We start from the raw sequence: 24,965 nt of genomic DNA on the forward strand, positions 1-24,965 counted from the left end.
GAACGATTTTTTTTCCGTTTTTCATCATTTTGTAAATCTCAAACCGTATCACGGTCTGATTTTCACAATGAGCACATACGAACCCCTTTTGGTGTTTCTCTTTGATAATTGGCTCGGTTTCTTGCATAGCGATACGCACAGACGTTTCTAGAAATGCAAATAGTCGATACTTACTTGTATCATTTAATTTCAAAATTTCATTTCGTAGTTCGCTCAGTGTCATTGTAATGCATATCGCTCCCGTTCCATGAGTTCATACCTTTAGTGTGGAATATTTATAATATCTTATCCATTATCAACAATAAAATTTAACATAACCTAAATTTAAAGTTGCTAAAAGTCACAAAATTGTCCGGGCTTCTGAAGTTTATTACGCGGTTCATTCGTCTTATACAATGGGGGCAATAGCTCATCAAAAATGTACATTCATTTAACAATAAAATTTAGATAGAAGCATTTATAAAAAGCCACTTTATGTAGACATAAGTGATCTTTCTGTACAAAACCTGCCTAAAGTGGCTTTTACTACACATAATTATAATGTTTTGGCATTATTAATTAGGAATATAAATCTAATTTCTTTTTGTAAGTATGAATGGTTAACTTTAGCCCTGCTTCTAAATTTACTTGCGGTTTCCAATCAAGTAATTGCTTTGCCTTTGCAATATCCGGTCTGCGTTGCTTCGGATCATCCTCTGGAAGCGGGTGGTAGGTAATGTTGCTTTGTGAACCTGTCAGCTTTTTTACAATATGAGCAACATCAATAATCTTATACTCTATAGGATTTCCAATATTAATAATTTCTCCATTTGCCTCCTCTTTCTCCATCATCAGCATTAGTCCGCGCACTGTGTCCGTCACATAGCAAAACGAACGAGTTTGCGAACCGTCTCCATATACAGTAATATCAGCACCAGTTAAAGCCTGCGTTACAAAGTTTGAGATTACCCTCCCATCATCATTTCGGAGTCCTGCGGAATATGTGTTAAAAATCCGAGCTACTTTAACAGAGATATTGTAAAGTGAATGATACAAGTAACAAAGCACTTCCCCCATCCGTTTCGCCTCATCATAGCAGGCGCGCGGTCCCCATGTATTAACGTTCCCCCGATATGTTTCACTTTGCGGGTGAACTTCTGGGTCTCCATAAGTTTCACTCGTACTCGTATATAGAATTTTTGCATCTGTTCGTTTCGCTAATTCCAGCATATTTTTTGTTCCTTGAATATTTACATCAATAGTTGCAAATGGAGTTGATTGATAGAATTTTGGAGAGGCGGGAGATGCAAGATGATAGATTTCATCTACTGCTGATAGGGATACTAGTTGTAAAATATCAGATGATGATACGTCAGCTTGTAGAAATTTGAAATTACTATTATGAAGTATTTCTCGCAAATTTTTTATATTTCCAGTAGATAAATTATCCAACCCTATTACGAAAGTTCCATTTGTGTTTAAGAGAGTTTTAGCTAAATAAGAACCAAGAAAACCAGCGACTCCAGTAACCACAACTGTTTTTGTCAATTTGCTCACCTCGTGCTGTTGTGTACGAAAGTATGTTTTATCCCTAAGACTCCACCTCAAAGTTATGCAGAAAGTAAAGAAGTTAGATGGGGGATAAACCGCCCGTAAGAGTCCGATTTGTTCAACTAACCTCCATTGAGGAAAGTTTCACTTTAAACTGTAAAACAATTCGCCAATAACAGTATATGAACGGCGGAATGGAACGTTCTGGGAGATTTTTGGAATATACAATGTATGTTATTCGTATGATGTTATAAGCACGGTTTGTGTAGGGATATAGGGCCCCAGAGGGGAATAAATAATAATGGGGGCGAATAAATGTTTTCAATCATTGCTGTTACAAAGCGTGAACGTCTTTTGGAGAATGTGTTTAACAATTATGAGCGTCAACGGTATAAGGAAAAAGAATTAATTATTATATTGAATGATGATGCTATGGATATAGATAGGTGGCAGAAAAAGGCACAGGAAATTGAAAATGTTCGTGTTTTTCAATTGGAAAGCAGTATTACACTTGGGGAATGTTATAACTTCGCTATTCCGAAAGCAAAATATGATTATATTGCAAAGTTTGATGATGATGATTATTACTCTTCATATTATTTAGAAGAGGCAATGAAGGGATTACAAGTAAGTGGTGCAGATCTGGTTGGGAAGAGTACCGTTTTTATTTATTATCTTAGTAATCAAATGCTTACTCTGTTTAACGAAAAGAAAGAATTTACTGAGTTATGCCTGGAAGAAGAATTGTATAAAAAATATTTATTAGGTGCCACTTTCGTTTTTAAAAAGGAAATATTTCTAGATGTGACATTTGAAAAAGTGAATGTTGGGGAGGATACGCTTTTTTTGAAGGCTTGTTTAAGAAAAGGTTTTAAATTATATAGTACTTCTAAATATAACTATGTGTATATTCGTTATCCTAACATCCGTCATCATACTTCTACATTTCAAGAATATAAACTTTTTCAAAAATCAACAGTGTTAAGGAGAATCAACAATTTTAAAGAATATATTGAGTATGATTCAAAGGACATTTTTAAGTAACTATATGTAGATGGCTGTGAAAAGGATCAGTAAGTAAGTCAACCAGGGGAGGGAAAACGATGGGAAAGGAGAAAAAAACTTCTACAGAACAACAACCACTTCTCTATATTGTTCAACCAAAAAGCTCGCAACCAGTTGGAGATATGCAAAAAGTATTTATTGTAAAACAAAATTCTATTGAACAATATCAATTAGATTTAGATAAGGAAGATAAGAGTGAAAGTTTACCAAATGTGCCTAGTTCAGAGGTGGAAAGTGTTTCAGTTGATAATGAAGCGGAAATAGAGAAAGATGTAGAAGAAAAATCTTTTTCGTTTGAAGAGGAAAGTGTTTCAGTTGATAATGAGGAGGAAATAGAGAAAGATGTAGAAGAAAAACCTTTTTCGTTTGAAGAGGAAAGTGTTTCAGTTGATAATGAAGCGGAAATAGAGAAAGATGTAGAAGAAAAACTTTTTTCGTTTGAAAAGGAAAGTGTTTCAGTTGATAATGAAGTGGAAATAGAGAAAGATGTAGAAGAAAAACTTTTTTCGTTTGAAGAGGAAAGTGTTTCAGTTGATAATAAAGCAGAAATAGAGGAAAAGAAAGTTTTTACACAAATGACCAACGTAGAAAAAATCAATTATGTATTAAATAGACCACATTACATTCCTAATATCCAGTATGCAGTTCAAACGAAGAAAAAGGTATATGTTGGATATATCGTATCATTTGAAAAAGAGGTTTTGAAAATGAAAAGTAGCATTTATTTCGATTTTGTTACTATAGCACTTGCAGATATTGAAACGATACAAATGAAAGGATTAGCGTAAATAGAAAAGCGGTAGAAAAAATTCTACCGCTTATAGTTTTTAAGTTTACATAATTAAACGCCGTTAATAACAGTATCTTCGACGCATGCAATTGCACAGAAACAATTTAAGTCAACAATGATACATTGATCTGTTTTGTTAAATTTACATATACCCAAATTTCCACTGTCTTCTAATTTTAACACTCTTAATACAGCACAGCAGTCATCTACGCTTTCTACACGGAAGAATTCTGAACTGTCTATGGTACAATTGTCTGTCAAGAAGTCTGCCACAAATATGGTAGCATCTTTGCTGTATAAAGAAAATACTCTTGTATTAGCTTTCATTCCGCTAGACGGCATACCTAGCATAGGGTTGAAGCAGTTGGAAGTACAGATAAAGTCGACGCATGCGGATTGCAATTCATCAATAAATTTTACAACATCACATACGCAGCCAAAACTTTTTTGGCCGGGTTTGTCATTACAATTCATGTATTTCACTCCTTATCATTCATTTTACTTTTCTTTAATAGAATATTGAAACGAGTGTGAATTGGTTACTATTCTAAGCTTGTCTTTTTGGAAATAGGCATGATTTCTTTTGAGAGGAGATGAGGAAGTTGTTACTGGATAGCTGGTTGTTATTTGCTGTATTTTCCTGCGCCGCGTTTCGTTTAACGCGCCTTATTGTTTATGATAAAATTACATCATTTTTGCGAACGCCGTTTATTGAAGAATTACAAATTGGTGAATCTGATGGAACAGTGACTACATATACGAAAGTAAAAGGAAAAGGATTACAAAAATGGATTGGTGAATTGTTAAGTTGTTATTGGTGTACAGGAGTATGGGTAAGTGCGTTGTTACTTTTGCTGTATTATTGGATTCCGAAAGTAGCAGAACCACTTATATTATTGTTAGCTATTGCAGGTGTTGCAGCGATTATTGAAACTGTTATTGGACGCTTCATTGAATAGCAAAATGGGGGAACAGAGCGGAAAGGTTGTTCATATAGTAATATAGATAGAATTGTACAGTAGAGGAGATGTTTGCTATGAGAGATAATCCGCAACCAAATCCATATAACCTTCATCCATGGTATCAAATGCAACAACAAGAACAGATGCAGAAACTACAGAAGCAAGGCTTTGTGAAGAAAAAGGGTTGTAACTGCGGCGGAAAGAAAAAGAGTAATACAGAGCAACAAAACGATGATAAGTAACATATAGGCTCAAAATTTATAGTTTTTTATTTTTTTGTTTAGGTCGTGTTTTAAAAACATTGATTATCTTTTAAACAATGTCATGTAATTGAAATTTAAACCTAGTGAGATGTTTGCAAGAAAAACAGTATGGTGAAAAACTTATACGTTAGATAGGTATATATAATTTGATAAATATTCCATAAAAATATGTAGAAGGAGACGCATATGGATTCATATCAAAAAGATTATTTTCAATGGTTACAAGTTGGATCGTTACGGTCAGCAAAAATTGTTATCCCGTATGTTTTAGACTTCATTAAGCCTAATTCTGTTGTGGATATAGGATGTGGGGTAGGGACGTGGTTATCCGTTTTTAGAGAAAAAGGAGTTAAAGATATAGTAGGAATTGATGGTGATTACGTAGACCAGAATATGCTTCATATACCAGAGGGTGCTTTTATAGCATTGGATTTAACACAGCCTATTAAGTTAAATAGGGAATTTGATTTAGTAGTATCGCTAGAGGTTGCTGAGCATTTACCCATTGAATGTGCTGAAACATTTGTAGAAACACTAACATCTCTTGGGGCAGTCATTCTATTTTCGGCTGCAATTCCGTTTCAGGGGGGCCATAATCATTTCAATGAGCAATGGCCAGAATATTGGGCGGCCTTATTTAAGAAATATAGATACGTAGCAATTGATTGTATAAGAAGTAAGATATGGAATAATTATGATGTAGAATGGTGGTACTCACAAAATATTTTAATGTATGTTAATGAGGATTACCTTGAAAAAAATCAGAAACTCAAAGAGGAATTTGAAAATACAAATCATTTGCGATTATCAATTGTTCATCCTGTAAAATATTTATCTAGTATAAGATGATGATGAAAATAATTCGACACTTTGTGTTAGATTTATATATGAATATTTTTATAAAATATATGTAATGCTTTTGAAAAGTCCCTCCCTAATCAGATTGTAAAGTAAAAGGAATGATTGGAATTTTAACATTTCTTTATAGTTTATTTTATTTGTGATTTTAACTATATAAATCCCGATTAATTTTTCGACATGGCTAGCGATCCGATATGCTGGAGTACCTTCCCAAAATATGCATCGAGATGCTCCATAAAGGACACGATTGATTTTCGAATGTCTTTGCGTGTAGCATGAAACTGATTTATAATCAAGCCATCCCAAAATATGCTCCACCGCGTTGAGATTTGGGGAATACGGCGGTAAAAAGAGAAGTGTCAGGTGGAGGGCACTGAAAAACTCCATATAGTTTAGACAAGCGAAGGCTTCCTTGATTTCATCGAGGAAGCCTTCGCTATTTTCATGTATAATAGTTGTACTAATTCTAGGTAGTGTCTCGGATGATCTCAAACCAACAATCTCTTAACCTTAGCCCATTCATAGCGATTTATGATATCGTCGTACCGAAAGATAATATGCTCTGTCAAATGAATGAACTGGTTGATTTTTCTTTTGTTTTAGAGGAAGTGCAGAATAAATATTGTCTCGATAACGGTCGCAATGAAGTGCCGCCCGTTCATATGTTCAAATATTTATTGCTAAACTCCATTTTTGACTTATCAGATGTAGATGTTGTCGAACGCTCACGATCCGACATGTCGTCAGAAGATGCGGTGATTAAGCCTAATTCGTTAACGAAATTTCGCAAGCTTCGCCTAAAGGATGTAGGATTACTCGACATGCTTATCCAAAAAACAGTGGGAATCGCAATAGAAACAGAGCTGATTAAAAGTAAATCCATTATCGTCAAACTTTAGCAGTTTGGAATAGACGCGTCACGTAAACATTGAATACCACAGAAACAGGTTAAATCAACAGTGATACAAGAAGGAGTTGCACGTAATTCAGCATGCGGGAGAGTTAAGTAAGTACAGACGGGATTTGGGCTAGAATCAGGTTCTTCCCGTATAACAACAATTAATGCTCGGAGTACGGCACAGCAATCTTTATCTACACTCTCTACACGAAAAATGGGGGATCGGCAATTTGAACTTTTGGAAGGAACATATGCTTCAAATGGTTTTCCTGATTTTGTGAATAAAATAAATGGACGTGTATTGGGTATCCCTGTTTTATAACGCGAGCCAAGAAAGGGAATTTCATAAGCCTTAGATGGGGATTCTTGTAATTCATGTATGAATTGGACGATATCACATACACAGCTTGCATCAAAATATGTATCGTGTTCGTCGTTACAGTTGCAACTCATTTTGTTCCCTCCTTATTCTCAGTTTACACTATTAGAATATGAGTCGAGAAGGGATGATATTACGGGAGACAAAGCTGATTTCTTTTTAGAGAAACAGGGGACTTTCTTACGAATAGAGCTGGACAATAAGCAGGATGTTGTTTGAGGGAGATGTAAAATAAAAAAGTCAGCATATTGAAGTGACCCCATAAAGTTAGACAAGTTATTTCGTTAGGCGGCTTGTTGGGCATAAATTCGGTAATGTACCGGGCTCATGCCTTTTAATTTTGCCTTGATTCGTTTGTGATTATAGTATTTTATATATTTAGCTAGTTCTTTCTTAAAGTGTTCTACACTTTCAAACTCTTTTAGATAAAGAAATTCCGATTTCATGATGCCAAAGAAATTTTCAATTACGGCGTTATCGTAACAGTTCCCTTTGCGTGACATACTTTGCGTAATGCCACGTTCATTAAGGGTATGGTGATATTTTTTCATTTGATAGTGCCAACCTTGATCAGAATGAATAAGGAGTGTATCCTCGTCTGTTAAACATTCAAAAGCTTGATCTAGCATTGTTGAAACAAGTGAATAGGTTGGTCTTGAACCAATTGTATACGTGATGATTTCTCCATTAAATAAATCCAACATCGGCGATAAATATAGCTTTTCTCCAAATAATTTAAACTCCGTAATATCCATAACCCACTTCTCATTTGGTTTTTCAACTTGGAAATTGCGTTCTAAAATATTAGGGGCAATCTTGCCAAATTTCCCTTTGTAAGAGCGATATTTTTTCATGCGGACAAGGCATTTTAATCCTAGTTCTTTCATGATACGCTGCACCTTTTTATGATTTATTTTGTGCCCGCGATTTGTAAGCTCATCACGAATACGTCGATAGCCATAACGCCCTTCATGTTCGTCATAAATGGTTTGAATTAACACTTTTAACTCTGCATCCGGATCAGGATTATCGAAGTTTTTTACCCAATAATAATACGTGCTACGCGGAATATCTGCGAACAGTAGAAGTGCTTTCACCGGAAATTCATGCCTTAATTCATAGACTACTTGCGCTTTGTCTTGTTTGGTGATTTTTCCTTGTTTTGAACTAAGACATTCAACTTTTTTAAATACGCATTCTCCATCCGTAAACGTTCTAACTCCGCTTGAAGTGCTTCAATTGATCCTTCAGCTGGTGCCTGTGTTTTTTGATTTTTATTTTTCATAACGCCCCTTTTTCTTTGATTGTAGGGCATCAAATCCTTGAGTTTCAAAAGCGATTTTCCATTTCCGAAGTGTTTCAGGAGATGGAATATTAAAAAACGCTGCTGTTTCCCTGATAGACGTCCCTTGTTCGTTCATATAATTGAGTACATCTAGTTTATATTGCGCAGGGTAGGATGTATAGCGTTTTTCAAAAGCATCGTCACCAAAAAGTTCATATAGTTTAATCCAATGGTGGAGTAAACTAGGATGTACACCGAAAGATTTAGCAATTGTTCTTTCTCCGTCATTACCATTTAAATATTCTTTTACTACTTGTATTTTTTCTTGTGAAGAAAATTTCACCATAAAAAAACTGCACCTCCAATTGTTAGTTGTGTCTAACAATTGGGGTGCAGTTCATATGTTAAGGTGTTGACTTTTTTTGTAGATCTTTTCTTGCAATATATAAAAATCGTGATATATCTAATTTTTTTCCTCTGAAAAATTTCGGAGAGGAAATGTAGAGTTCTTCTTTTGCACGAGTGATGGCAACATACATAAGTCTTCTTTCTTCTTCCAATGCTTCAGAAGTGTCAGTCACGCGGTCATTTGCATCTTTTAAAGAAGAGGAGTGAGGCAAAATGCCATCGCTTGCCCCAAGCAGGAAGACACATGGGAATTCTAGTCCTTTTGCATTATGAATGGACATGAGGGAAACGGCGTCTTGCTGTGGCATCGTTTTTAATGCTTCCATCTCTTTTTGACTTTGAATCGCAGTACTGACAAATTCTAAATAAGCAGGGATATCTGTAAAGCGATTTGCGGATTCCATCAGTTCCTCAAGCATTTCTTCCTGTATGTCTTTATGCATTGTAAAGGAAGAGCGGTCATTGCTTTGTAAGTACTCTAAATATTTTCCTTTTCCTTTAATAATTTCTTTCAGTGCTTTTTTTGGCTCTAATTCTTTAATAAACTTAATGAAATCAATCCGGTCGTTTATTTTTTTCACTTGAAATGGTTTTAAACTTGGATTGAGTAATAGAAAGTGAAGCAAGGAAGGGAATCTTCCTTCACCATATTTCCACTGTTCACGTTCAATAAATGAAATACATTCATCACGACCGATATACATCGTTGGCAATATGCTCGAGAGTGATTCAATTCGGAATGGTTCAAATGCTAAACGCAAATTGTCTAATACTGGTTTAATTAAGGAATGCTCATAAAACGATTGGCTTGCGCCGTGCTTAATAAAAGGGATTTTATGGATCGTAAGCTGATCAAGTAGAGAACGGCTTACGGAATGCGTGCGATATAGTAAACAAAAATCGCGATAGTTACGCTCGCCTCGTTCCACTTTCTCTTGTATGAGCTGTAAGATGTGATTTGCTTCTTCTAATGTTGTTTCCGGTCTTATATAGAATGGCTGAATTCCTTCTTCATGTACGGAATATAACTCTTTTTTGAAACGTTCTTGATTTAATTTAATGACCTCGTTACCGAGTCCAACGATAAATGGATTAGAACGATAATTCGTGTTCAGAGCAATAATCGTTGTATCCTCAAATTCTTTTGGGAAGGAGAGGATAATTTGGTGGCTTGCCCCGCGCCAGCCATAAATGGCTTGATCGTCATCTCCCGCGATAAATAAATTATTTCGCGGCGAAGCTAATAGCTTCACAATCTCATATTGAGCATAGGATGTATCCTGAAATTCATCGACTTCGATATAGTGGAAGCGCTCTTGCAGTTGTGTTAATAAAGGAATGTTATTTTCAAGCATATAAAATGTTTCTAGTAAGATATCATCAAAGTCTATATAGCCATATTTTTGTTTTGCGTCTTCAAAACGTTCATATACTTCGCGAAATTCCTGTTCAACAGGCGTTTTTGCTTGTACATCTTTTGGACGATTCAATTTATTTTTTTCGAGTGAAATCATTGCGAGCATTGTTTCTGCATCGTAATCGTCTTTTAAGCGTAATTCCTTCAAGATTTTCTTTATCATAATTTGTTTATGTTTTTCATTTGCTAAAATTTGCTGATTATATCCTTGACTGCGGAGCAACTTTAAAAAGACAGAATGGAATGTTCCTGCGACAACATAACGGCTTGCAGCATGATTCATTCCAGGTAAGTTTGCCACGCGATTTCGGATTTCTTCAGCTGCTTTTTGTGTAAACGTAAGCAGTAAAATATTACGTGGATGAACGTTCTTTACATTGATTAAATAGCCGACGCGAGTCGTTAAAACGGATGTTTTCCCGCTGCCAGCTCCCGCTAATGTAAGAACAGGACCTTCCGTCGTTCGCACAGCTTCTAATTGTTTTTCATTTAAATAAACACCTTGATGTTCAAGGGCACGAAAATAAGTAGCATCCGCATCTTTCTCTGGAATTAAATCGACAGAGGTTTTTGGAATATGATACGTTGCTTGTGGAATACTCGAATGTGTTAATGATTTTTGCGAAAATTTTTCTTGAGTCATAAATTCACCTTCAAAACTGTAGCATCAACTTTTAACTTTAGCGGAAGAAATGGAAAATAGCAATGTAAAAAACAGGAGGGGGTCACCTCCTGTTTTAGAAATTATAATTCTTTTATCATGACAACGTGGGGAATATCAGCTTCTATAAATATATCAGATACAGTGTGGTATCCAAGTTTTTTATAAAAGGATTCCGCTTGCGTTTGTCCATGGAGTTTCAATTTGGATAGAGACTGTTCTTTCGCATATGCCTCAAGTGCATCCATAATGATTTTTCCGACGCCTTTTTTACGATGAGAAGCGAGAACGCAGATGCGTTCTATTTTTCCGATTCCATCAACAGTGCGAAAGCGTCCTGCTCCAACAGGTATATCTTCATCATATATCACAACATGCTTTGCAATTTCCTCAAACTCATCATATTCTTCTTCAGCAGATACATTTTGTTCCTCGACAAATACTTGCTTACGTACAGAAAATGCGTCTCTTAGTTGCTCGTCTGTTTGTACGATTTGTGCTTGCAAATTAATTGTTCTCCTTTCCAAGATGGAATGTTTCATATACTGTCCACGTTTCATTCTCTAATTGATAGAGAAGGTGGAAACGGTCGATTGGTTGTTCGTAGTAAAAGTCTTTCATACGTAAGCGACCTAATACATCAGCGTGCTCCGCATCTGATAGATTTTGTCCAATTGTTAGATGTGGTACGAACGCATACTCTTGCTCTTGTGTGAAAAATTCTTTATGCATTTCTTCGTTTAAAAATGTGAGTTCAGGTGTTTTTTCTACTTTAAAGTAAATAACATTATTAACAGGTGCAAATGAGCCTACTTTTCCAACATGAAGGGTGAACGGATTTGTTTTGTTTGCGATTGTATGTAATTCTTGCACAATCGCCTCTAGTTGTCCATCTTGTGCCTCAAAGGGTGTTTTTAATGTGATATGTGGCGGAACTAATGCATAATGCGGATCATAACGCTTACGCAATCCGTTTGCTTTATCTTGAATCATTTTTGATGGAAAAATTACAATGCCTAGTTTCATCTTTAAATTCCTCCCTTTGTAAGTCTAGTTAGATTGTTTGAAAACAAATCTCTCTTTTTATTATATCAAATAATTCAGAATACTGCTTCCTGTTATTTCATTGATAGAATATGAGAAAATGCTTTTGGTAAATCTTTTTGCCAGTATTTCCAAGTATGGTTACCTTCAAATTCCTCGTAATGTGTTGTAAAGTTTTTTTCTGTGAGCAATGCATGCAATTCTCGGTTTGGCTGTACAAAATCAGAAGTTTGTCCATCTGTTCGCTTCACATCTGTTTCCTCTGTACCAATGATGTGATAAATTTCTAATGTTTGTGGCTCTGTAAAATCTTTTGCAAGGCTGAGGACGGTTTCATCGACGAATGGTGATTGCATAACGACTTTTCCAAATGTATGCGGATACATGAGTGCGGTCATAAATGACACTGTACCACCAAGAGAATCGCCAATTAATACACGGCCTTTTCCCATTTGGTATGTTGGATATTTCTCATCTATATATGGAACGAGTTCATGAGCAAGAAAGCGAATATATGCTGCGTTTTTTACGTCTTTTGGAAAATATTTTTCTTTACGATCGTGTACGTTTTTATATGGAATACCGACAATAATTGTTCGGTCAATTTCCTCATTTTCACGTAACTGTTCAATCACGCGATGTGCTTTACCAAGCTGAAAATAATCTCTTCCATCCTGCGCAATCACAATGGTGTGTTTATGCAGCGGAGTAAAATTAGCTGGTAAATAGACGAGAAGAGTAACTTCTTCTTGTAGTGATGTACTGTAAAATGAAAGTTCTTCTATTTTCCCCATTGCTTGATTCATATGTGGATCCCCCTAAATAAAAATATGCGATAAATGCCCGTAAGAGCACGATTGGTGAAGACTTTCTATCAGTGAGTGATAAAGAAAAATCGTACTGATGGAAGGTTCACTTTATATTTTACCATAATGGTATGAAGAATCTAAAAAATTAGTATTTAAGTGGACGAAAAAAGAAGCTATAATGAAGTGGGAATTTCACAGGGGAGAGGGGCGAAATAAATTTGAAACAAGAGAAATCAATTGCATTACCGTTAGCGATTTCTATTATAGCTATTTCATTTGCAGCTGTTTTCATAAAGATGTCCTCGGCGCCGTCTTCAATTTTAAGTATGTATCGGTTATGGATTATTGTGCTAATTATGCTTCCAATCGCTTGGAAAAAGCGAGAAGAGTTTCGCAAAATTCAGAAGCGAGATTGGGGATTTTTAATAGGATCGGGATTCTTTTTGGCACTGCATTTTCTTTTATGGTTTGCATCTTTAAAATATACAACGGTTGCAAGCTCAACGATTATTTTAGCGCTCCAGCCAATCGTATCTTTAGTTGGAGGTTTTTTTCTGTTTAAAGAAAGAACTACTTATTCAGCAGTTGCCACAATGGGAATTGCAATCCTTGGCGTGATGTGTATAGGGTGGGGCGATTTAGGCTTAAGTGAACAGGCAATCATCGGGGATATCTTATCCTTTTTAAGTGTAATTGCAGTTGTTGGCTATTTATTTATTGGGCAAACAACAGTAAAAAAAGTTTCTCATTGGATTTATAGTTTTACTGTGTTTGCATTTGCGGGTGTATTTATAGCAATTTATAATGTAGTACTTAGTGTGCCGTTTACGGGCTACTCTACAGAGGACTGGGGCATATTCGTTTTACTTGCAATTGTACCAACAGCTTCACATATGATTAACAATTGGTTATTAAATTATGTGAATGCGACAACGATTTCAATGAGTATTTTAGGAGAACCTGTTGGAGCATCAATACTTGCATTTTTCTTGCTCGGTGAGAAATTAAATATCATGCAAGTGATTGGTAGCGTCCTTGTATTATGTGGTGTATTTATTTTCTTATTGCAACAGCAAAAGCGCGTATACAAAGAACAGGTGGAAGGTGCTGTACATACGCAAGAATCGTAGTGCTATTGTGCACGAACAAATTTATTAAAACTTCCATCAGTAGGGAAGGAAGAAAACCTCACCTCGCTGATGGAAGTTTCGCTTTATCCCGCTATTCGCGCGCGGGCAGTGGATGATGAAGAAAGCCCCCGCTGATCAAAGTGTCACTTTATTTAGGATTTGTGATAAATGGCTGGACATGGACGACGCATAAATCACGAAATTTTCCTTCTGCACTGGTTACGATAATAACGGCTCGTCCAGCGCTTTTTCCCGTTACGATGGCTTGATTTTTTTTTGTGATAACTGTTGCAACTTTAGGATTCATACTCGTCCATAGGATTTCTTGATTTGTTGCTTGAATGGGTAGGACAGAAGCAGATAGTTCTGCGCTTTGTCCTACTTTTATTTTTAGTTTGTTTTTTTGTATATGCACACCAATTACAGATACAACAGAAGGAACAAGTGAAATTTGAGATGAGTTTGTTTGTATGTTTGGACAAGAAGCATTTGTGATAGGTGAAAATTTTTTTGGATTTTGGTGTTGTAGTGATGCCATCAACTACGAATCTCCTTTCTGTTTGTATAGTCTATACTCATACTATACACAAACAGTGTTATGATAAATTTAACGAAACATAAAGAAATTGTTAAGTTCTGTGTTTAAGGAGTACATAACAAATTTTTTTTTGTTGAAAAATGAAAAGAGCTGTCGAAACAGCTCTTTTTCATCTACGTATTATATTACCTTTTTAAAACCGGTATCCATATTTCACTTTTGAAAGTTGGTGAGGTTACATCTTTATCTGCATTCCAAAGGATTTCTGGTCCTTCTATTTGTTCATAGTTTGAGGAGGGGAACCATTCGGAATAAATGCGTCCCCACACATCTTGCAGCGCGCTAGGAAATGGTCCGATTGCTTCGAATACAGCCCATGTTGAAGCGGGAACTTCAAGCTGTGTTAGGTTATTTGGACACTCCTTAGTTGTTGCTACGCCAATATAATGATCAAGTTCTCCTTTTTCCTCCATCCTACCTTCGGAAAAATTCGTGGATGCACTAAGCAGTCCTATAGGCTCGACAGTAGAAAGTATTTTAAGTTTATTGATTGTTTCACCATCTAAACTTTCCCACATAGCGGCAATCTCTGGATTAACCCCGTTGAAAATAATAGGAACTCTTTTTTTTATACCAACGATGCGAAATGCCTCTTTTTCTTCAATTCGATAGTTCATTTCATTTCCTCCTTTAATGGATAACTGGAAGGTCATTCGTGGGTAAGCTTTAAGTGAATGACCATTATTTCTAGCGTCTGAAGGTGTTATACCATGCAATTTTTGAAAAGCTCGTGCAAAAGAATCCGGTGAGTTGTACCCGTATTTTATGGCAATGTCAATGATTTTTACATTGTTATCTTTAAGCTCAAATGCTGCAAGAGTAAGACGTCTACGGCGGATGTATTCCGATAGTGAAATACCTGCAAGGAAGGAAAACATCCTTTTAAAATGATATTCGGAGCAGAAAGCGATCCTTGCTACTTCTTTAAAATCAATATTGTTCGTAAGGTTTTCTTCAATATACTTTATCGCTCCATTCATATTCTTAAGCAAATCCATTATATGACCTCCTTTATCAATAGAATAGCAGGAGTTGAATGTATCAATCCGACATTTCGTGCACAATTATGTAGGGCCTATTCTAATTCATAAGTTTCATACACAAACATGCAAAATAACAAATTAAAGGGTAGAGAACATCTCTAATAAACAAAATCTATTCCATATATGCTCTGCATCATGTTCCGATTTATCATAATTAGTACAGTCTTCCACAATAAAAATGTTTAACACCATTTTCTGAATCTCTTTTTTTGTATGAATATCAATCATTTTTGCAAACGGCAGGAAGCAGAGGGGGATGAAGAAAATACTCACTGGTGAAAGTTGCAATTTATAAGAAAATAATATTTGGGTAAAAAAGAAGGATCCAAAATAGATTCATTTTAGGATCCTTCTTTTTTATTAATTATGCAGTTTTTTCAAATTCTTCAAATTGTTTTTCAACTTCTTTTGAAGGTTTTGTTAGTAAACTCACGATAATAATTGCAAGTAAGCTTGCTGTAAAGCCAGGAAGCATTTCATATAAGAAATCTTTTAAAAACTTAAACTGTGTCCACGTAATAACAGTTATAGCACCGGCAATCATTCCTGCTAGTGCTCCCCATTTTGTCATGCGTTTCCAGTATAAGCTCAGTAAAACGACAGGACCAAATGAAGAACCGAAGCCAGCCCAAGCATAGCCAACAAGCGCTAGGATTGTGTCGTTTTGTTTAAATGCTAATCCACATCCAATGAGTGCAATAACAAGCACTGCCATACGACCGACAAATACAAGCTCGCGATCAGATGCAGAACGTTTAAAGAATGTTCGATATAAGTCTTCTGTTATCGCACTCGAAGTAACAAGAAGCTGAGAAGAGATTGTGCTCATAATCGCAGCCAAAATAGCTGCTAATAAAAATCCAGTAATGAGTGGATGGAATAAAATGCTGCCTAGTGCAACGAAAATTGTTTCTGGATCAGAGAGGTTTAATCCCTCTTTTGAATAGTAAGCGATACCGATAAGACCAGTAAACATAGCTCCTACCACAGAAAAAATCATCCAGCCCATACCAATTCGGCGAGCGCTTTTTATTTCTTTTACAGATGAAATTGCCATAAAGCGTACGATAATATGAGGTTGTCCAGCATAACCAAGACCCCAAGCGAATAATGAGATAATGCCTAATACGGAAGTACCTTTGAAAATATTTAATAATGCTGGGTCAATAGATCGAATTGTATCGAATGCTGGCCCAAGACCATTTACATTCATAATTGTTACAATTGGGACAAGGACAAGTGCAATTACCATAATGATTCCTTGAACGAAGTCTGTCCAGCTTACAGCTAAGAAACCGCCGAATAATGTGTAAGCTACAACAACGCTTCCAACAATAAGTAGCCCAACATGATAATTTAAGCCAAATGAATTTTCGAATAATACAGCACCTGAGACGAATCCTGAAGCTACATAAAATGTAAAAAAGATCATAATAACAAGTCCAGAAACAAGACGTAGCATATGAGATGCATCATGGAAACGGTGCTCTAAAAATTCTGGAATAGTAATAGAGTTGTTTGCAATTTCTGAGTAGGTACGTAAGCGAGGAGCGACATAGATCCAGTTCGCGTAGGCACCGAGTGTTAAGCCAATCGCAATCCAGCTACTACTTAATCCAACACTAAACATTGCACCAGGTAACCCCATTAACAGCCAGCCGCTCATATCAGCTGCTCCGGCACTTAATGCTGTTACTGCGGGGCCTAATGTACGCCCGCCAAGCATATAATCTGTTAAGTTGGATGTTCGCTTATAGGCAAAATAGCCAATGACTAACATCCCTAGCATGTAAATCGAGATAGAAATTAAAATCAAAATCTGCGTATTCATGTAGTTCCCCTTCCTTATAGTAGTGTCTTTTGGTGAATTGCATAATTATAATCTATCATGATTATATCAGAAAATCCATATACAAATAAGAATTTTCTGAAATGTAAGCGTTTTTTGACAGTATATTATTTTGGGAATATATAATTTTCTGGCAAGAAGGCTATATTTTAATAGAGTATTTATTATTTTTACATAAAAATAGGTTGTTTTGTCAATATAATATTGAATGTAGCAATAAATAAAAAAATTTAAAAAGTATTGACTTATAAAAAAAGAAGGGAATATAATAGGTTCAACTTAACAAATGCAAGCGTTGATGAAGAAGAGTACATATTATGAACATGTCAGAGAGCTGATGGTTGGTGCGAATCAGTATGGAATTAATATGGAATGGCCTTCGGAGCTTCCAAACCGAACCGAAAGAAGTAGGCTTTGGCGACATGATCTCATCGATATAAGAGACACGTATTGAATTGTGATACGGTAAAGTGCGTTACGTTTGTAACGAATTAAGGTGGCACCACGGGAGTACCCGTCCTTTTTATAGGATGAGTACTCCCTTTTTGTGTTTAAGTGCTTGTTTAAAAAGGAGGATAAAGAGAGCCGAGCAGTTCGAGGCGCGGAAGCCAGGAGGATACGGAGTGTAGATGGAACTACATGAGTACCGGACTGGCGACGTAACGAAGAAATAGGGCAGCTATCTTTACTGGACTTTTTGAACATCCTCTATAAAAATAAATAAGTAAAATCGTTGAGTAAGAAGAGTACGTATATTGGAGACGTTCCAGAGAGCCGGGGATAGGTGAGAGCCCGGTGCGGTGCCATATGCGGAATGGGCTTACGAGAGGCATGCTGAACAGGTAAGTATAAGTAGGCAGCCCGGGTTCCGCCGTTACAAGGATAGGGTATATATTTGTACCTGAACAAAGAGGGATGCTCTGCATCCAACAAGAGGTGGTACCACGGTAAATTTATCGTCCTCTGCATATTTCGATATGCAGGGGACTTTTTTATTTTCAATAGAGAGGTGAAAGTTATGATAACGAAAGAACAATTTATGATGCAAAAACAACAAGGAAAAACATTTCTCGTGATTCAGGAAGAAGAAGGAGATAGTTTGACGCCAATTTCTTTATATCGCCGTATGAAGGGGAAGAAAAAATTTTTACTCGAAAGCTCGCAGCTACATCAAGATAAAGGACGCTATTCTTACTTAGGATGTGACCCTTATGGAGAAATAAAAAGTGTTGGTAGAGCGGTAGAGATTACGATACATGGTGTGACGGAAAAGGTAGAAGAACATGTATTACAGGTGTTGGAAAGGGTGCTTGCGCCATCTCAAGTAGAAAGTCCATTTCCGTTTTGCGGAGGAGCAATTGGCTATATTGGCTATGATGTGATTCGTCAATATGAAGATATTGGAGAAGTGTTGTCTGACCCAGTAAATATTCCAGAAGTTCATGTACTACTTTACCGCATGTTTGTTGTCTATGATCATTTACGACAAAAACTATCATTTGTATATGTATGTAGGGAAGATGATATGGACTCCTATGAAGAGGTTTATGAACAGTTGCAAGCATATAAGCAGGATGTATTGAGTGGGGCAGAAGAGCACGTAAAAGAAACGCATGCTTCTTTATCATTTACATCTTCTGTAACAGAAGAAAAGTTTTGTGAGATGGTTGAACAAGCAAAGGAATACATTCGAGCAGGTGATATCTTTCAAGTTGTATTATCACAGTGTTTGCAAAGTGAATTTACGGGTGATCCATTTGCGCTCTATCGCCGGCTTCGGATTGCGAATCCATCGCCTTATATGTTTTACATTGATTTTCAAGATTATGTCGTACTTGGCTCATCACCAGAAAGTTTACTTTCTGTACGAGATGAAAAAGTGATGACAAACCCGATTGCTGGAACAAGAGCGCGGGGAAAAACGAAAGAAGAGGATGACAAGATAGCGAAAGAGCTGCTTGCAAATGAGAAAGAGCGAGCAGAGCATATGATGCTTGTGGATTTAGGCCGAAATGATATCGGACGGGTGAGTGAAATCGGTTCGGTTCAATTAGATAAATATATGAAAGTCGAGAAGTATTCACATGTGATGCACATTGTATCCGAAGTTTCCGGAATATTAGGAAAACAAATGAACTGCTTTGATGCATTAGCATATTGTTTACCGGCAGGAACGGTATCGGGAGCTCCGAAAATTAGGGCGATGAAAATTATAAATGGATTAGAAACGAAAAAAAGAAATGTGTATGCCGGAGCTGTCGGATATATCGCTTTCTCAGGGAATCTTGATATGGCACTCGCCATTCGAACGATGGTTGTAAAGAATCGGAAAGCATATGTGCAGGCAGGTGCTGGTATTGTGTATGATTCGAATCCAAATGCCGAATACGAAGAGACGTTAAATAAAGCGAGAGCACTTCTGGAGGTAATGAAATGATTGTACTCATTGATAACTATGATTCATTCACATACAACTTATATCAATTGTTAGGGGCTAGTGCAGAACAGATTGTGGTGCTACGTAACGATAAAGTGACGATCAAGGAACTTGAGGAAATGAAGCCAAACGCAATTATTCTTTCACCAGGACCTGGAAAACCAGAAGGTGCGGGGATTTGTATGGAAGTGATTCAACACTTTTATAAAACGATTCCGATTCTTGGCATTTGTCTTGGGCATCAAGCGATTGTTGCCGCATTTGGCGGAGAAATTGTGCAGGCAGCGCACATTAAGCACGGGAAAACATCGCTTGTGAAACATAACGGTACATCTATATTTTCATATGTAAAACAGCCATTAAGTGCGATGCGTTACCATTCGCTCGTAGCGGAACAACAAACGTTACCTAGTTGCTTTGACATATTAGCAACAGCGATGGATGACGGAGAAATTATGGCAGTTCGCCACAACTACTATCCGCTCTTTGGACTACAGTTTCATCCCGAATCGATTGCGACTGAAGAAGGCGGAAAATTAATACGTGCATTTTTATCCGATGTGAAAGAGGTGGAGAGAGTATGAATCGTTATCTTCGGAAATTAGTAGAGGGACAGGATTTAACAGAGTATGAAATGTATGAAGCGGGTCTTGCACTATTAGGCGAAGATATATTAGAAAGTGAAATTGCTGCCTTTTTAGCACTATTAAAAGCGAAGGGTGAAACGGCGGATGAAATATACGGTCTCGTTCGTGCTCTCCGGGAAAAAGCATTGCCATTCTCTAACCATATTCAAGGGGCGATGGACAATTGCGGAACAGGCGGAGACGGTGCACAAACATTTAATATTAGTACAACATCTGCTTTCGTACTTGCTGGTGCTGGCGTAAAGGTTGCGAAACATGGAAACCGCGCTGTTTCTAGTAAAACAGGGAGTGCCGATTTATTAGAAGAACTCGGGGTAAATATCGCATGTACACCAGCGCAAATTGATTTTTTATTAGAGAAAGTAGGCATTGCCTTTTTATTTGCACCAGCGATGCATCCGGCACTTAGACGCATTATGAAAATAAGAAAAGAATTAAATGTACCAACCATTTTTAATTTAATTGGACCACTTACAAATCCGATTGACCTTGAAACACAGTTTGTTGGTATTTATAAGCGCGATATGCTGCTGCCAGTAGCGCAAGTATTGCAAAAGCTTGGCAGAAAGCAAGCACTTGTTGTGAATGGTAGCGGATTTTTAGATGAGGCATCTCTGCAAGGAGAAAATCATGTGGTGATTTTAAAAGATAACAAGATTATAGAAGTGAATGTTTCCCCAGAAGAGTATGGGTTTTCTCGGGTGAATAATGAAGAGATTCGAGGCGGAAATGCGAAAGAAAATGCAAACATTACATTGCAAGTGCTGCAAGGAGAAGACAGTGTATACCGCGATACGGTGTTATTAAATGCAGGTCTTGCCCTTTTTGCAAACGGAAAAGCAGCAACGATAGGGGAAGGAATTCGCATTGCAGCTCATAGCATTGATTCTGGAAAAGCGTTAGCTAAATTAAATCTATTGATTGCTGCAAGTAACAAAAAGTTAGAGAGGGTGAATTAAATGGAAACTATTTTAACAAAAATTGTACAGCAGAAAAAGAAAGAAGTAGAGATATTGTATGAAACATATTCACCAGTGAAGCCAAATCGTACATCATACTCTCTTGTAGAAGCACTGCAGCAATTTACAGTTATTGCTGAAGTGAAGCGTGCTTCTCCATCTAAAGGAGATATCAATTTGCATGTGGATGTCGCAAAACAAGTGAAAACGTATGAACAGTGCGGCGCAGGAGCGATTTCTGTTTTAACAGATGAACAATTCTTTAAAGGATCATTTCGTGATTTAGAGACGGCAAGAGCTAACGTTACGATTCCGCTTTTATGTAAAGATTTTATTATTGATAAAATCCAAATTGACAGGGCATATGAAGCTGGAGCAGATCTGATTTTACTCATTGTTGCTGCATTGACAGAACAAAAATTAATAGAACTATATGAACATGTAAATCAGCTTGGCTTAGAAGCGATTGTGGAAGTGCATAATGAGGCGGAGTTAGAAGTGGCGCTGGCTCTACAACCACATGTAATCGGGATAAACAATCGCAATTTAAAAACATTTGAAGTGGATCTCGGGATAACAGAAAAGCTTGGGGAACGGTTAAACGAACAAAATGTGCCTTGGATTAGTGAGAGTGGCATTCATACGGGGGAGGATATCATTCGTGTAAAACAAGCTGGTGCAAAAGGAATTCTTGTTGGAGAAGCATTGATGACAGCACCTTCTGTCGGAGATTTCTTTCAGTCGCTAAAGGTGACAACATGAAAGTAAAGATTTGCGGTATCACCGATGTAAAAACAGCAAAAATAGCCTGCGAATATGGGGCGGATGCAATCGGATTTGTTTTTGCAAAAAGTAAACGGGAAATTGCACCCGAGCGGGCAAAACAAATAATCGAGGAGCTTCCAGTGCATGTAATGAAAGTTGGCGTTTTCGTAAATGAATCGGTCGAAGTGATCCAGAAAATCGCAAAGGATTGTGGCTTAACGCATGTACAGCTACATGGGAATGAACCAAATCATCATATTAAAAGATTGAATATTACGTCTATAAAAGCGATTGGAGTAAATTCGAGCGGCGATATAGAAAGAGCACAAGACTATGAAGCTGATTATGTGTTATTTGACAGTCCAAAAGAAGCGTTTCATGGAGGGAATGGAAAAACATTTTCATGGCAGTTACTAGAGCATATGCCAAATGTAATACAGAAAAAATGTATATTAGCTGGTGGATTACATCTTGAAAATATTACAAAAGCGATTGAAATGGTTAAGCCGTATATGGTTGACGTTAGCAGTGGTGTCGAAACCGATGGCAAGAAAGATATCGAGAAAATTAGACAATTTATTATAAAAGCGAAGGAGTGTTAAACATGAAATATGCGTATCCAGATGAAAAAGGTCATTACGGTATATACGGAGGACGGTATGTTCCAGAAACGTTAATGCAGTCCGTTTTAGAATTAGAAGAAGCATATAAAGAAGCAATGCAAGATGAGGCGTTTCATCAAGAATTACAACATTATTTACAAACGTATGTTGGAAGAGAAACACCACTTTATTTTGCAGAGAATCTTACGAAGTATTGTGGTGGTGCCAAAATCTATTTAAAGCGGGAAGATTTAAATCATACAGGAGCTCATAAAATCAATAATACAATTGGGCAAGGGCTTCTGGCGGTGCGAATGGGTAAGAAAAAAATTGTGGCAGAAACAGGGGCTGGTCAGCACGGGGTTGCAACAGCGACGGTATGTGCTTTACTCGGTTTAGAGTGCGTCATTTTCATGGGAGAAGAGGATGTGAAACGCCAAAAGTTAAACGTCTTTCGTATGGAGCTATTAGGGGCGAAAGTTGAAAGCGTCGCAGCAGGTAGTGGGACATTAAAAGATGCAGTAAACGAGGCGCTTCGTTACTGGGTTGCACATGTGCATGATACGCATTATATTATGGGATCTGTTCTTGGACCACATCCATTTCCGCAAATGGTGCGCGATTTCCAAAGTGTCATTGGTAAGGAAACGAAGAAGCAATATGAGGCGTTAGAAGGGAAATTACCGGAAGCTGTTGTAGCTTGCATCGGCGGCGGTAGCAATGCGATGGGAATGTTTTATCCATTTGTACAGGATGAAGCAGTTGCTCTTCACGGCGTGGAAGCAGCAGGTAAAGGGGTTCAGACAGAGAAGCATGCAGCAACATTAACGAAAGGAAGCGTTGGAGTTCTGCACGGTTCAATGATGTATCTCTTACAAAATGAAGAAGGGCAAATTCAAGAAGCACATTCCATTTCGGCAGGGCTCGATTACCCGGGAGTTGGACCAGAGCATAGCTTATTAAAAGATATTGGCCGTGTATCCTATCATTCTATAACAGATGAAGAGGCACTACATGCTTTTCAATTGCTAACGAAAAAAGAAGGAATTATACCAGCATTAGAAAGCTCACATGCTGTTGCATATGCATTAAAACTAGCTCCTACAATGAAGCAAGATGAAGGACTTGTCATTTGTTTATCGGGCCGTGGTGATAAAGATGTTGAAAGCATAAAACGCTATATGGAAGAGGTGTAAATGATGGGAGTAGAAAGAATTACAGCAGCGTTTCAAAATGGAAAAAAAGCATTTATTCCGTATGTAATGGGAGGAGACGGTGGTTTACAAAGGTTACAACAACAAATTCGTTTCTTAGATGAAGCAGGGGCAAGTATTGTTGAAATTGGGATTCCCTTTTCTGATCCAGTCGCAGATGGACCGACAATTCAAAGAGCAGGGAAGCGAGCATTAGACAACGGAACAACGCTTAAAGGAATCTTTGAGGCATTAGCAGAAGTAAGGCAGGAAGTACAAATTCCATTTGTACTCATGACATATTTGAATCCTATTTTAGCATTTGGAAAAGAGCGTTTTATAGGAAGTTGCCTTGAAGCAGGTGTTGATGGGATTATCGTTCCTGATCTGCCATATGAAGAACAAGATATTATCGCACCGCTGCTTCGTGATGCAAATATTGCTTTGATTCCCCTTGTTACAATAACGAGCCCGATTGAACGGATTGAAAAGATTACGAGTGAGTCGCAAGGGTTTGTATATGCGGTAACAGTTGCGGGTGTCACTGGTGTTAGACGTGATTTCAATCAGGAATTGCATAGCTACTTAGAAAAGGTAAAAGCGCATGTGCAGCTTCCGGTTGTTGCAGGATTCGGTATATCAACAACTGAGCAAATAAAGGAAATGATTGGTGTATGTGATGGAGTTGTTGTCGGAAGTAAAGTAATTGAGCTGTTAGAAAAAGAAAAACAAGATGAAATTTGTGAGCTAATTGCTGCGGTAAAATAAAAAGAAGGGGCTGCCTGTTAAGGGAGCCTTTTTTCTCATATTAACCTAATGGATTTTCACCAAAACGTTCCCAAAGTTTTGGGAAACGTTTTGCTAATCCTTCTTCATCATCTTGTTCCCAATCGAACTCAATGTCAGGCATAGATGAATCATGTCCCTTTTCATCTAATAAGGAATCAAATTTATTCCAAATATCGTCGTCCCATTCTATATCCCCCGTTTCTTTTAAAGAAAAAGCTTCAAGGGCTACATTTAACATTTCTTCGCATTCAGGAATAATTTCTTCCTCTTCATAATAAGAAGGAATTAAGTTTGCTAGATTTTCATGGTTTTGCAGGACAGATTCAAACACTTCTTGTCCTTGGGCAATGAGCCAGCCTCTAAAATAATCAAATAAATCATCAGAACATCCGCCAAAAATAATATAAGCAGCTGCCCATAGAGAAGATGTATAAGATTCTTTAAGAGCAGTTTGGAAATGAATTTCATAATCTGTAATTTCATTTGCTGAGCATGTGGATAAATGATCAACTAACCATTCAGTTGATTCTTCCTGCTTATTCATTTGGGCAATAAATTGCCAAAAGTGTTCTTTGTTCATT

At 37.1% G+C, this 24,965-nt stretch carries 25 protein-coding genes, 2 pseudogenes and 2 other annotated features; of the genes and pseudogenes, 14 read left to right on the plus strand and 13 right to left on the minus strand.

What is annotated here, in order from left to right:
- Positions 1-558 precede the first annotated feature (558 nt).
- Positions 559-1,527: a GDP-mannose 4,6-dehydratase gene (locus QRE67_RS05975; RefSeq protein ID WP_286123988.1), complete on the minus strand. Its 969-nt coding sequence runs from the start codon at positions 1,525-1,527 to the stop codon at positions 559-561.
- A 318-nt stretch (positions 1,528-1,845) separates the two neighbouring features.
- Between QRE67_RS05975 and QRE67_RS05980 the strand changes: the two genes are divergently transcribed.
- Both QRE67_RS05980 and QRE67_RS05985 read left to right on the plus strand, forming a co-directional pair.
- A complete protein-coding gene (locus tag QRE67_RS05980; RefSeq protein ID WP_286123989.1) occupies positions 1,846-2,574 on the plus strand; it encodes a glycosyltransferase family 2 protein in 729 nt (242 codons plus the stop codon).
- A gap of 59 nt (positions 2,575-2,633) precedes the next feature.
- Positions 2,634-3,383 carry a CotO family spore coat protein gene (locus QRE67_RS05985; RefSeq protein ID WP_286123990.1) on the plus strand — a complete coding sequence of 250 codons (750 nt, stop codon included), beginning with the start codon at positions 2,634-2,636 and terminating at the stop codon, positions 3,381-3,383.
- 53 nt (positions 3,384-3,436) lie between these two features.
- On the opposite strand, the gene QRE67_RS05990 is transcribed toward QRE67_RS05985, so the two are convergent.
- Positions 3,437-3,859 carry a CotY/CotZ family spore coat protein gene (locus QRE67_RS05990; RefSeq protein WP_286123991.1) on the minus strand — a complete coding sequence of 141 codons (423 nt, stop codon included), beginning with the start codon at positions 3,857-3,859 and terminating at the stop codon, positions 3,437-3,439.
- 128 nt (positions 3,860-3,987) lie between these two features.
- On the opposite strand from QRE67_RS05990, the gene QRE67_RS05995 reads away from it, so the two are divergent.
- The 3 genes from QRE67_RS05995 to QRE67_RS06005 all read left to right on the plus strand — a co-directional run bounded on the left by QRE67_RS05995 (position 3,988) and on the right by QRE67_RS06005 (position 5,459).
- Entirely contained in the window at positions 3,988-4,344 is a 357-nt protein-coding gene (locus tag QRE67_RS05995; protein WP_286123992.1) for a DUF1360 domain-containing protein, read from the plus strand.
- 77 nt (positions 4,345-4,421) lie between these two features.
- Complete coding sequence (locus QRE67_RS06000) at positions 4,422-4,589, plus strand: cytochrome C oxidase subunit III (RefSeq protein ID WP_286123993.1); 168 nt, start codon at positions 4,422-4,424, stop codon at positions 4,587-4,589.
- A gap of 207 nt (positions 4,590-4,796) precedes the next feature.
- The gene (locus tag QRE67_RS06005) at positions 4,797-5,459 is read left to right on the plus strand and encodes a class I SAM-dependent methyltransferase (RefSeq protein WP_286123994.1); all 663 of its coding nucleotides are present in this window, start codon (positions 4,797-4,799) and stop codon (positions 5,457-5,459) included.
- A 48-nt stretch (positions 5,460-5,507) separates the two neighbouring features.
- Here the strand turns inward: QRE67_RS06005 and QRE67_RS28595 are convergent, their stop codons facing one another.
- Positions 5,508-5,858 (minus strand): hypothetical protein, encoded by a 351-nt coding sequence (locus tag QRE67_RS28595; protein ID WP_353507069.1) that lies wholly within the window; start codon positions 5,856-5,858, stop codon positions 5,508-5,510.
- Positions 5,859-5,953: 95 nt separating this feature from the next.
- On the opposite strand from QRE67_RS28595, the pseudogene QRE67_RS06010 reads away from it, so the two are divergent.
- A pseudogene (locus tag QRE67_RS06010) lies at positions 5,954-6,361 on the plus strand (transposase); the annotation flags it as partial.
- Positions 6,362-6,366: 5 nt separating this feature from the next.
- Here QRE67_RS06010 and QRE67_RS06015 read toward each other — a convergent pair.
- From QRE67_RS06015 to QRE67_RS06040, 6 genes and pseudogenes are all read right to left on the minus strand, one after another.
- Positions 6,367-6,822 carry a CotY/CotZ family spore coat protein gene (locus QRE67_RS06015; RefSeq protein WP_286123995.1) on the minus strand — a complete coding sequence of 152 codons (456 nt, stop codon included), beginning with the start codon at positions 6,820-6,822 and terminating at the stop codon, positions 6,367-6,369.
- A gap of 210 nt (positions 6,823-7,032) precedes the next feature.
- A pseudogene (locus QRE67_RS06020) lies at positions 7,033-8,379 on the minus strand (IS3 family transposase).
- Between the two features lie 58 nt (positions 8,380-8,437).
- A complete protein-coding gene (locus tag QRE67_RS06025) occupies positions 8,438-10,501 on the minus strand; it encodes an ATP-dependent helicase (protein WP_286123996.1) in 2,064 nt (687 codons plus the stop codon).
- Between the two features lie 101 nt (positions 10,502-10,602).
- Positions 10,603-11,025 (minus strand): GNAT family N-acetyltransferase, encoded by a 423-nt coding sequence (locus QRE67_RS06030; RefSeq protein WP_286123997.1) that lies wholly within the window; start codon positions 11,023-11,025, stop codon positions 10,603-10,605.
- Position 11,026: 1 nt separating this feature from the next.
- Positions 11,027-11,545 carry a YjcG family protein gene (locus QRE67_RS06035; protein WP_286123998.1) on the minus strand — a complete coding sequence of 173 codons (519 nt, stop codon included), beginning with the start codon at positions 11,543-11,545 and terminating at the stop codon, positions 11,027-11,029.
- A gap of 92 nt (positions 11,546-11,637) precedes the next feature.
- Positions 11,638-12,369, minus strand: coding sequence for an alpha/beta hydrolase (locus QRE67_RS06040; protein ID WP_286123999.1), 732 nt, complete (start codon positions 12,367-12,369; stop codon positions 11,638-11,640).
- Positions 12,370-12,590: 221 nt separating this feature from the next.
- On the opposite strand from QRE67_RS06040, the gene QRE67_RS06045 reads away from it, so the two are divergent.
- Positions 12,591-13,502, plus strand: a complete 912-nt coding sequence (locus QRE67_RS06045) for a DMT family transporter (RefSeq protein WP_286124000.1) — start codon at positions 12,591-12,593, stop codon at positions 13,500-13,502.
- Positions 13,503-13,650: 148 nt separating this feature from the next.
- On the opposite strand, the gene QRE67_RS06050 is transcribed toward QRE67_RS06045, so the two are convergent.
- The 3 genes from QRE67_RS06050 to putP all read right to left on the minus strand — a co-directional run bounded on the left by QRE67_RS06050 (position 13,651) and on the right by putP (position 16,974).
- Positions 13,651-14,043 (minus strand): Ig-like domain-containing protein, encoded by a 393-nt coding sequence (locus QRE67_RS06050; RefSeq protein WP_286124001.1) that lies wholly within the window; start codon positions 14,041-14,043, stop codon positions 13,651-13,653.
- 182 nt (positions 14,044-14,225) lie between these two features.
- On the minus strand, positions 14,226-15,098 hold the full coding sequence (locus QRE67_RS06055) for an AraC family transcriptional regulator (protein ID WP_286124002.1): 873 nt from the start codon (positions 15,096-15,098) through the stop codon (positions 14,226-14,228).
- Positions 15,099-15,507: 409 nt separating this feature from the next.
- The gene (putP, locus tag QRE67_RS06060; RefSeq protein WP_286124003.1) at positions 15,508-16,974 is read right to left on the minus strand and encodes a sodium/proline symporter PutP; all 1,467 of its coding nucleotides are present in this window, start codon (positions 16,972-16,974) and stop codon (positions 15,508-15,510) included.
- Positions 16,975-17,278: 304 nt separating this feature from the next.
- Positions 17,279-17,517 (plus strand) — a binding site (T-box leader).
- A 199-nt stretch (positions 17,518-17,716) separates the two neighbouring features.
- Positions 17,717-17,959: a binding site (T-box leader), on the plus strand.
- 51 nt (positions 17,960-18,010) lie between these two features.
- On the opposite strand from putP, the gene trpE reads away from it, so the two are divergent.
- From trpE to trpA, 7 genes are read left to right on the plus strand one after another with little or no spacing between them, the layout of a single operon-like run.
- Complete coding sequence (gene trpE, locus QRE67_RS06065; RefSeq protein ID WP_286124004.1) at positions 18,011-19,429, plus strand: anthranilate synthase component I; 1,419 nt, start codon at positions 18,011-18,013, stop codon at positions 19,427-19,429.
- Entirely contained in the window at positions 19,426-20,013 is a 588-nt protein-coding gene (locus QRE67_RS06070; protein WP_286124005.1) for an anthranilate synthase component II, read from the plus strand. Before trpE ends, QRE67_RS06070 begins: the two co-directional genes overlap by 4 nt.
- Positions 20,010-21,035, plus strand: coding sequence for an anthranilate phosphoribosyltransferase (gene trpD, locus QRE67_RS06075; protein ID WP_286124006.1), 1,026 nt, complete (start codon positions 20,010-20,012; stop codon positions 21,033-21,035). The genes QRE67_RS06070 and trpD overlap by 4 nt, the downstream gene beginning before the upstream one ends.
- A complete protein-coding gene (gene trpC, locus QRE67_RS06080) occupies positions 21,036-21,797 on the plus strand; it encodes an indole-3-glycerol phosphate synthase TrpC (RefSeq protein ID WP_286124007.1) in 762 nt (253 codons plus the stop codon).
- Complete coding sequence (locus tag QRE67_RS06085; protein WP_286124008.1) at positions 21,794-22,402, plus strand: phosphoribosylanthranilate isomerase; 609 nt, start codon at positions 21,794-21,796, stop codon at positions 22,400-22,402. The genes trpC and QRE67_RS06085 overlap by 4 nt, the downstream gene beginning before the upstream one ends.
- A gap of 2 nt (positions 22,403-22,404) precedes the next feature.
- The gene (gene trpB / locus QRE67_RS06090) at positions 22,405-23,598 is read left to right on the plus strand and encodes a tryptophan synthase subunit beta (protein WP_286124009.1); all 1,194 of its coding nucleotides are present in this window, start codon (positions 22,405-22,407) and stop codon (positions 23,596-23,598) included.
- A gap of 3 nt (positions 23,599-23,601) precedes the next feature.
- Positions 23,602-24,363, plus strand: coding sequence for a tryptophan synthase subunit alpha (trpA, locus tag QRE67_RS06095; RefSeq protein WP_286125198.1), 762 nt, complete (start codon positions 23,602-23,604; stop codon positions 24,361-24,363).
- Positions 24,364-24,403: 40 nt separating this feature from the next.
- On the opposite strand, the gene QRE67_RS06100 is transcribed toward trpA, so the two are convergent.
- On the minus strand, positions 24,404-24,964 hold the full coding sequence (locus tag QRE67_RS06100) for a DUF4240 domain-containing protein (RefSeq protein ID WP_286124010.1): 561 nt from the start codon (positions 24,962-24,964) through the stop codon (positions 24,404-24,406).
- Position 24,965: the final 1 nt, after the last annotated feature.

Origin of the sequence: Bacillus sp. DX3.1 (assembly GCF_030292155.1) — a bacterium.
In the GTDB taxonomy this organism is placed as follows: domain Bacteria; phylum Bacillota; class Bacilli; order Bacillales; family Bacillaceae_G; genus Bacillus_A.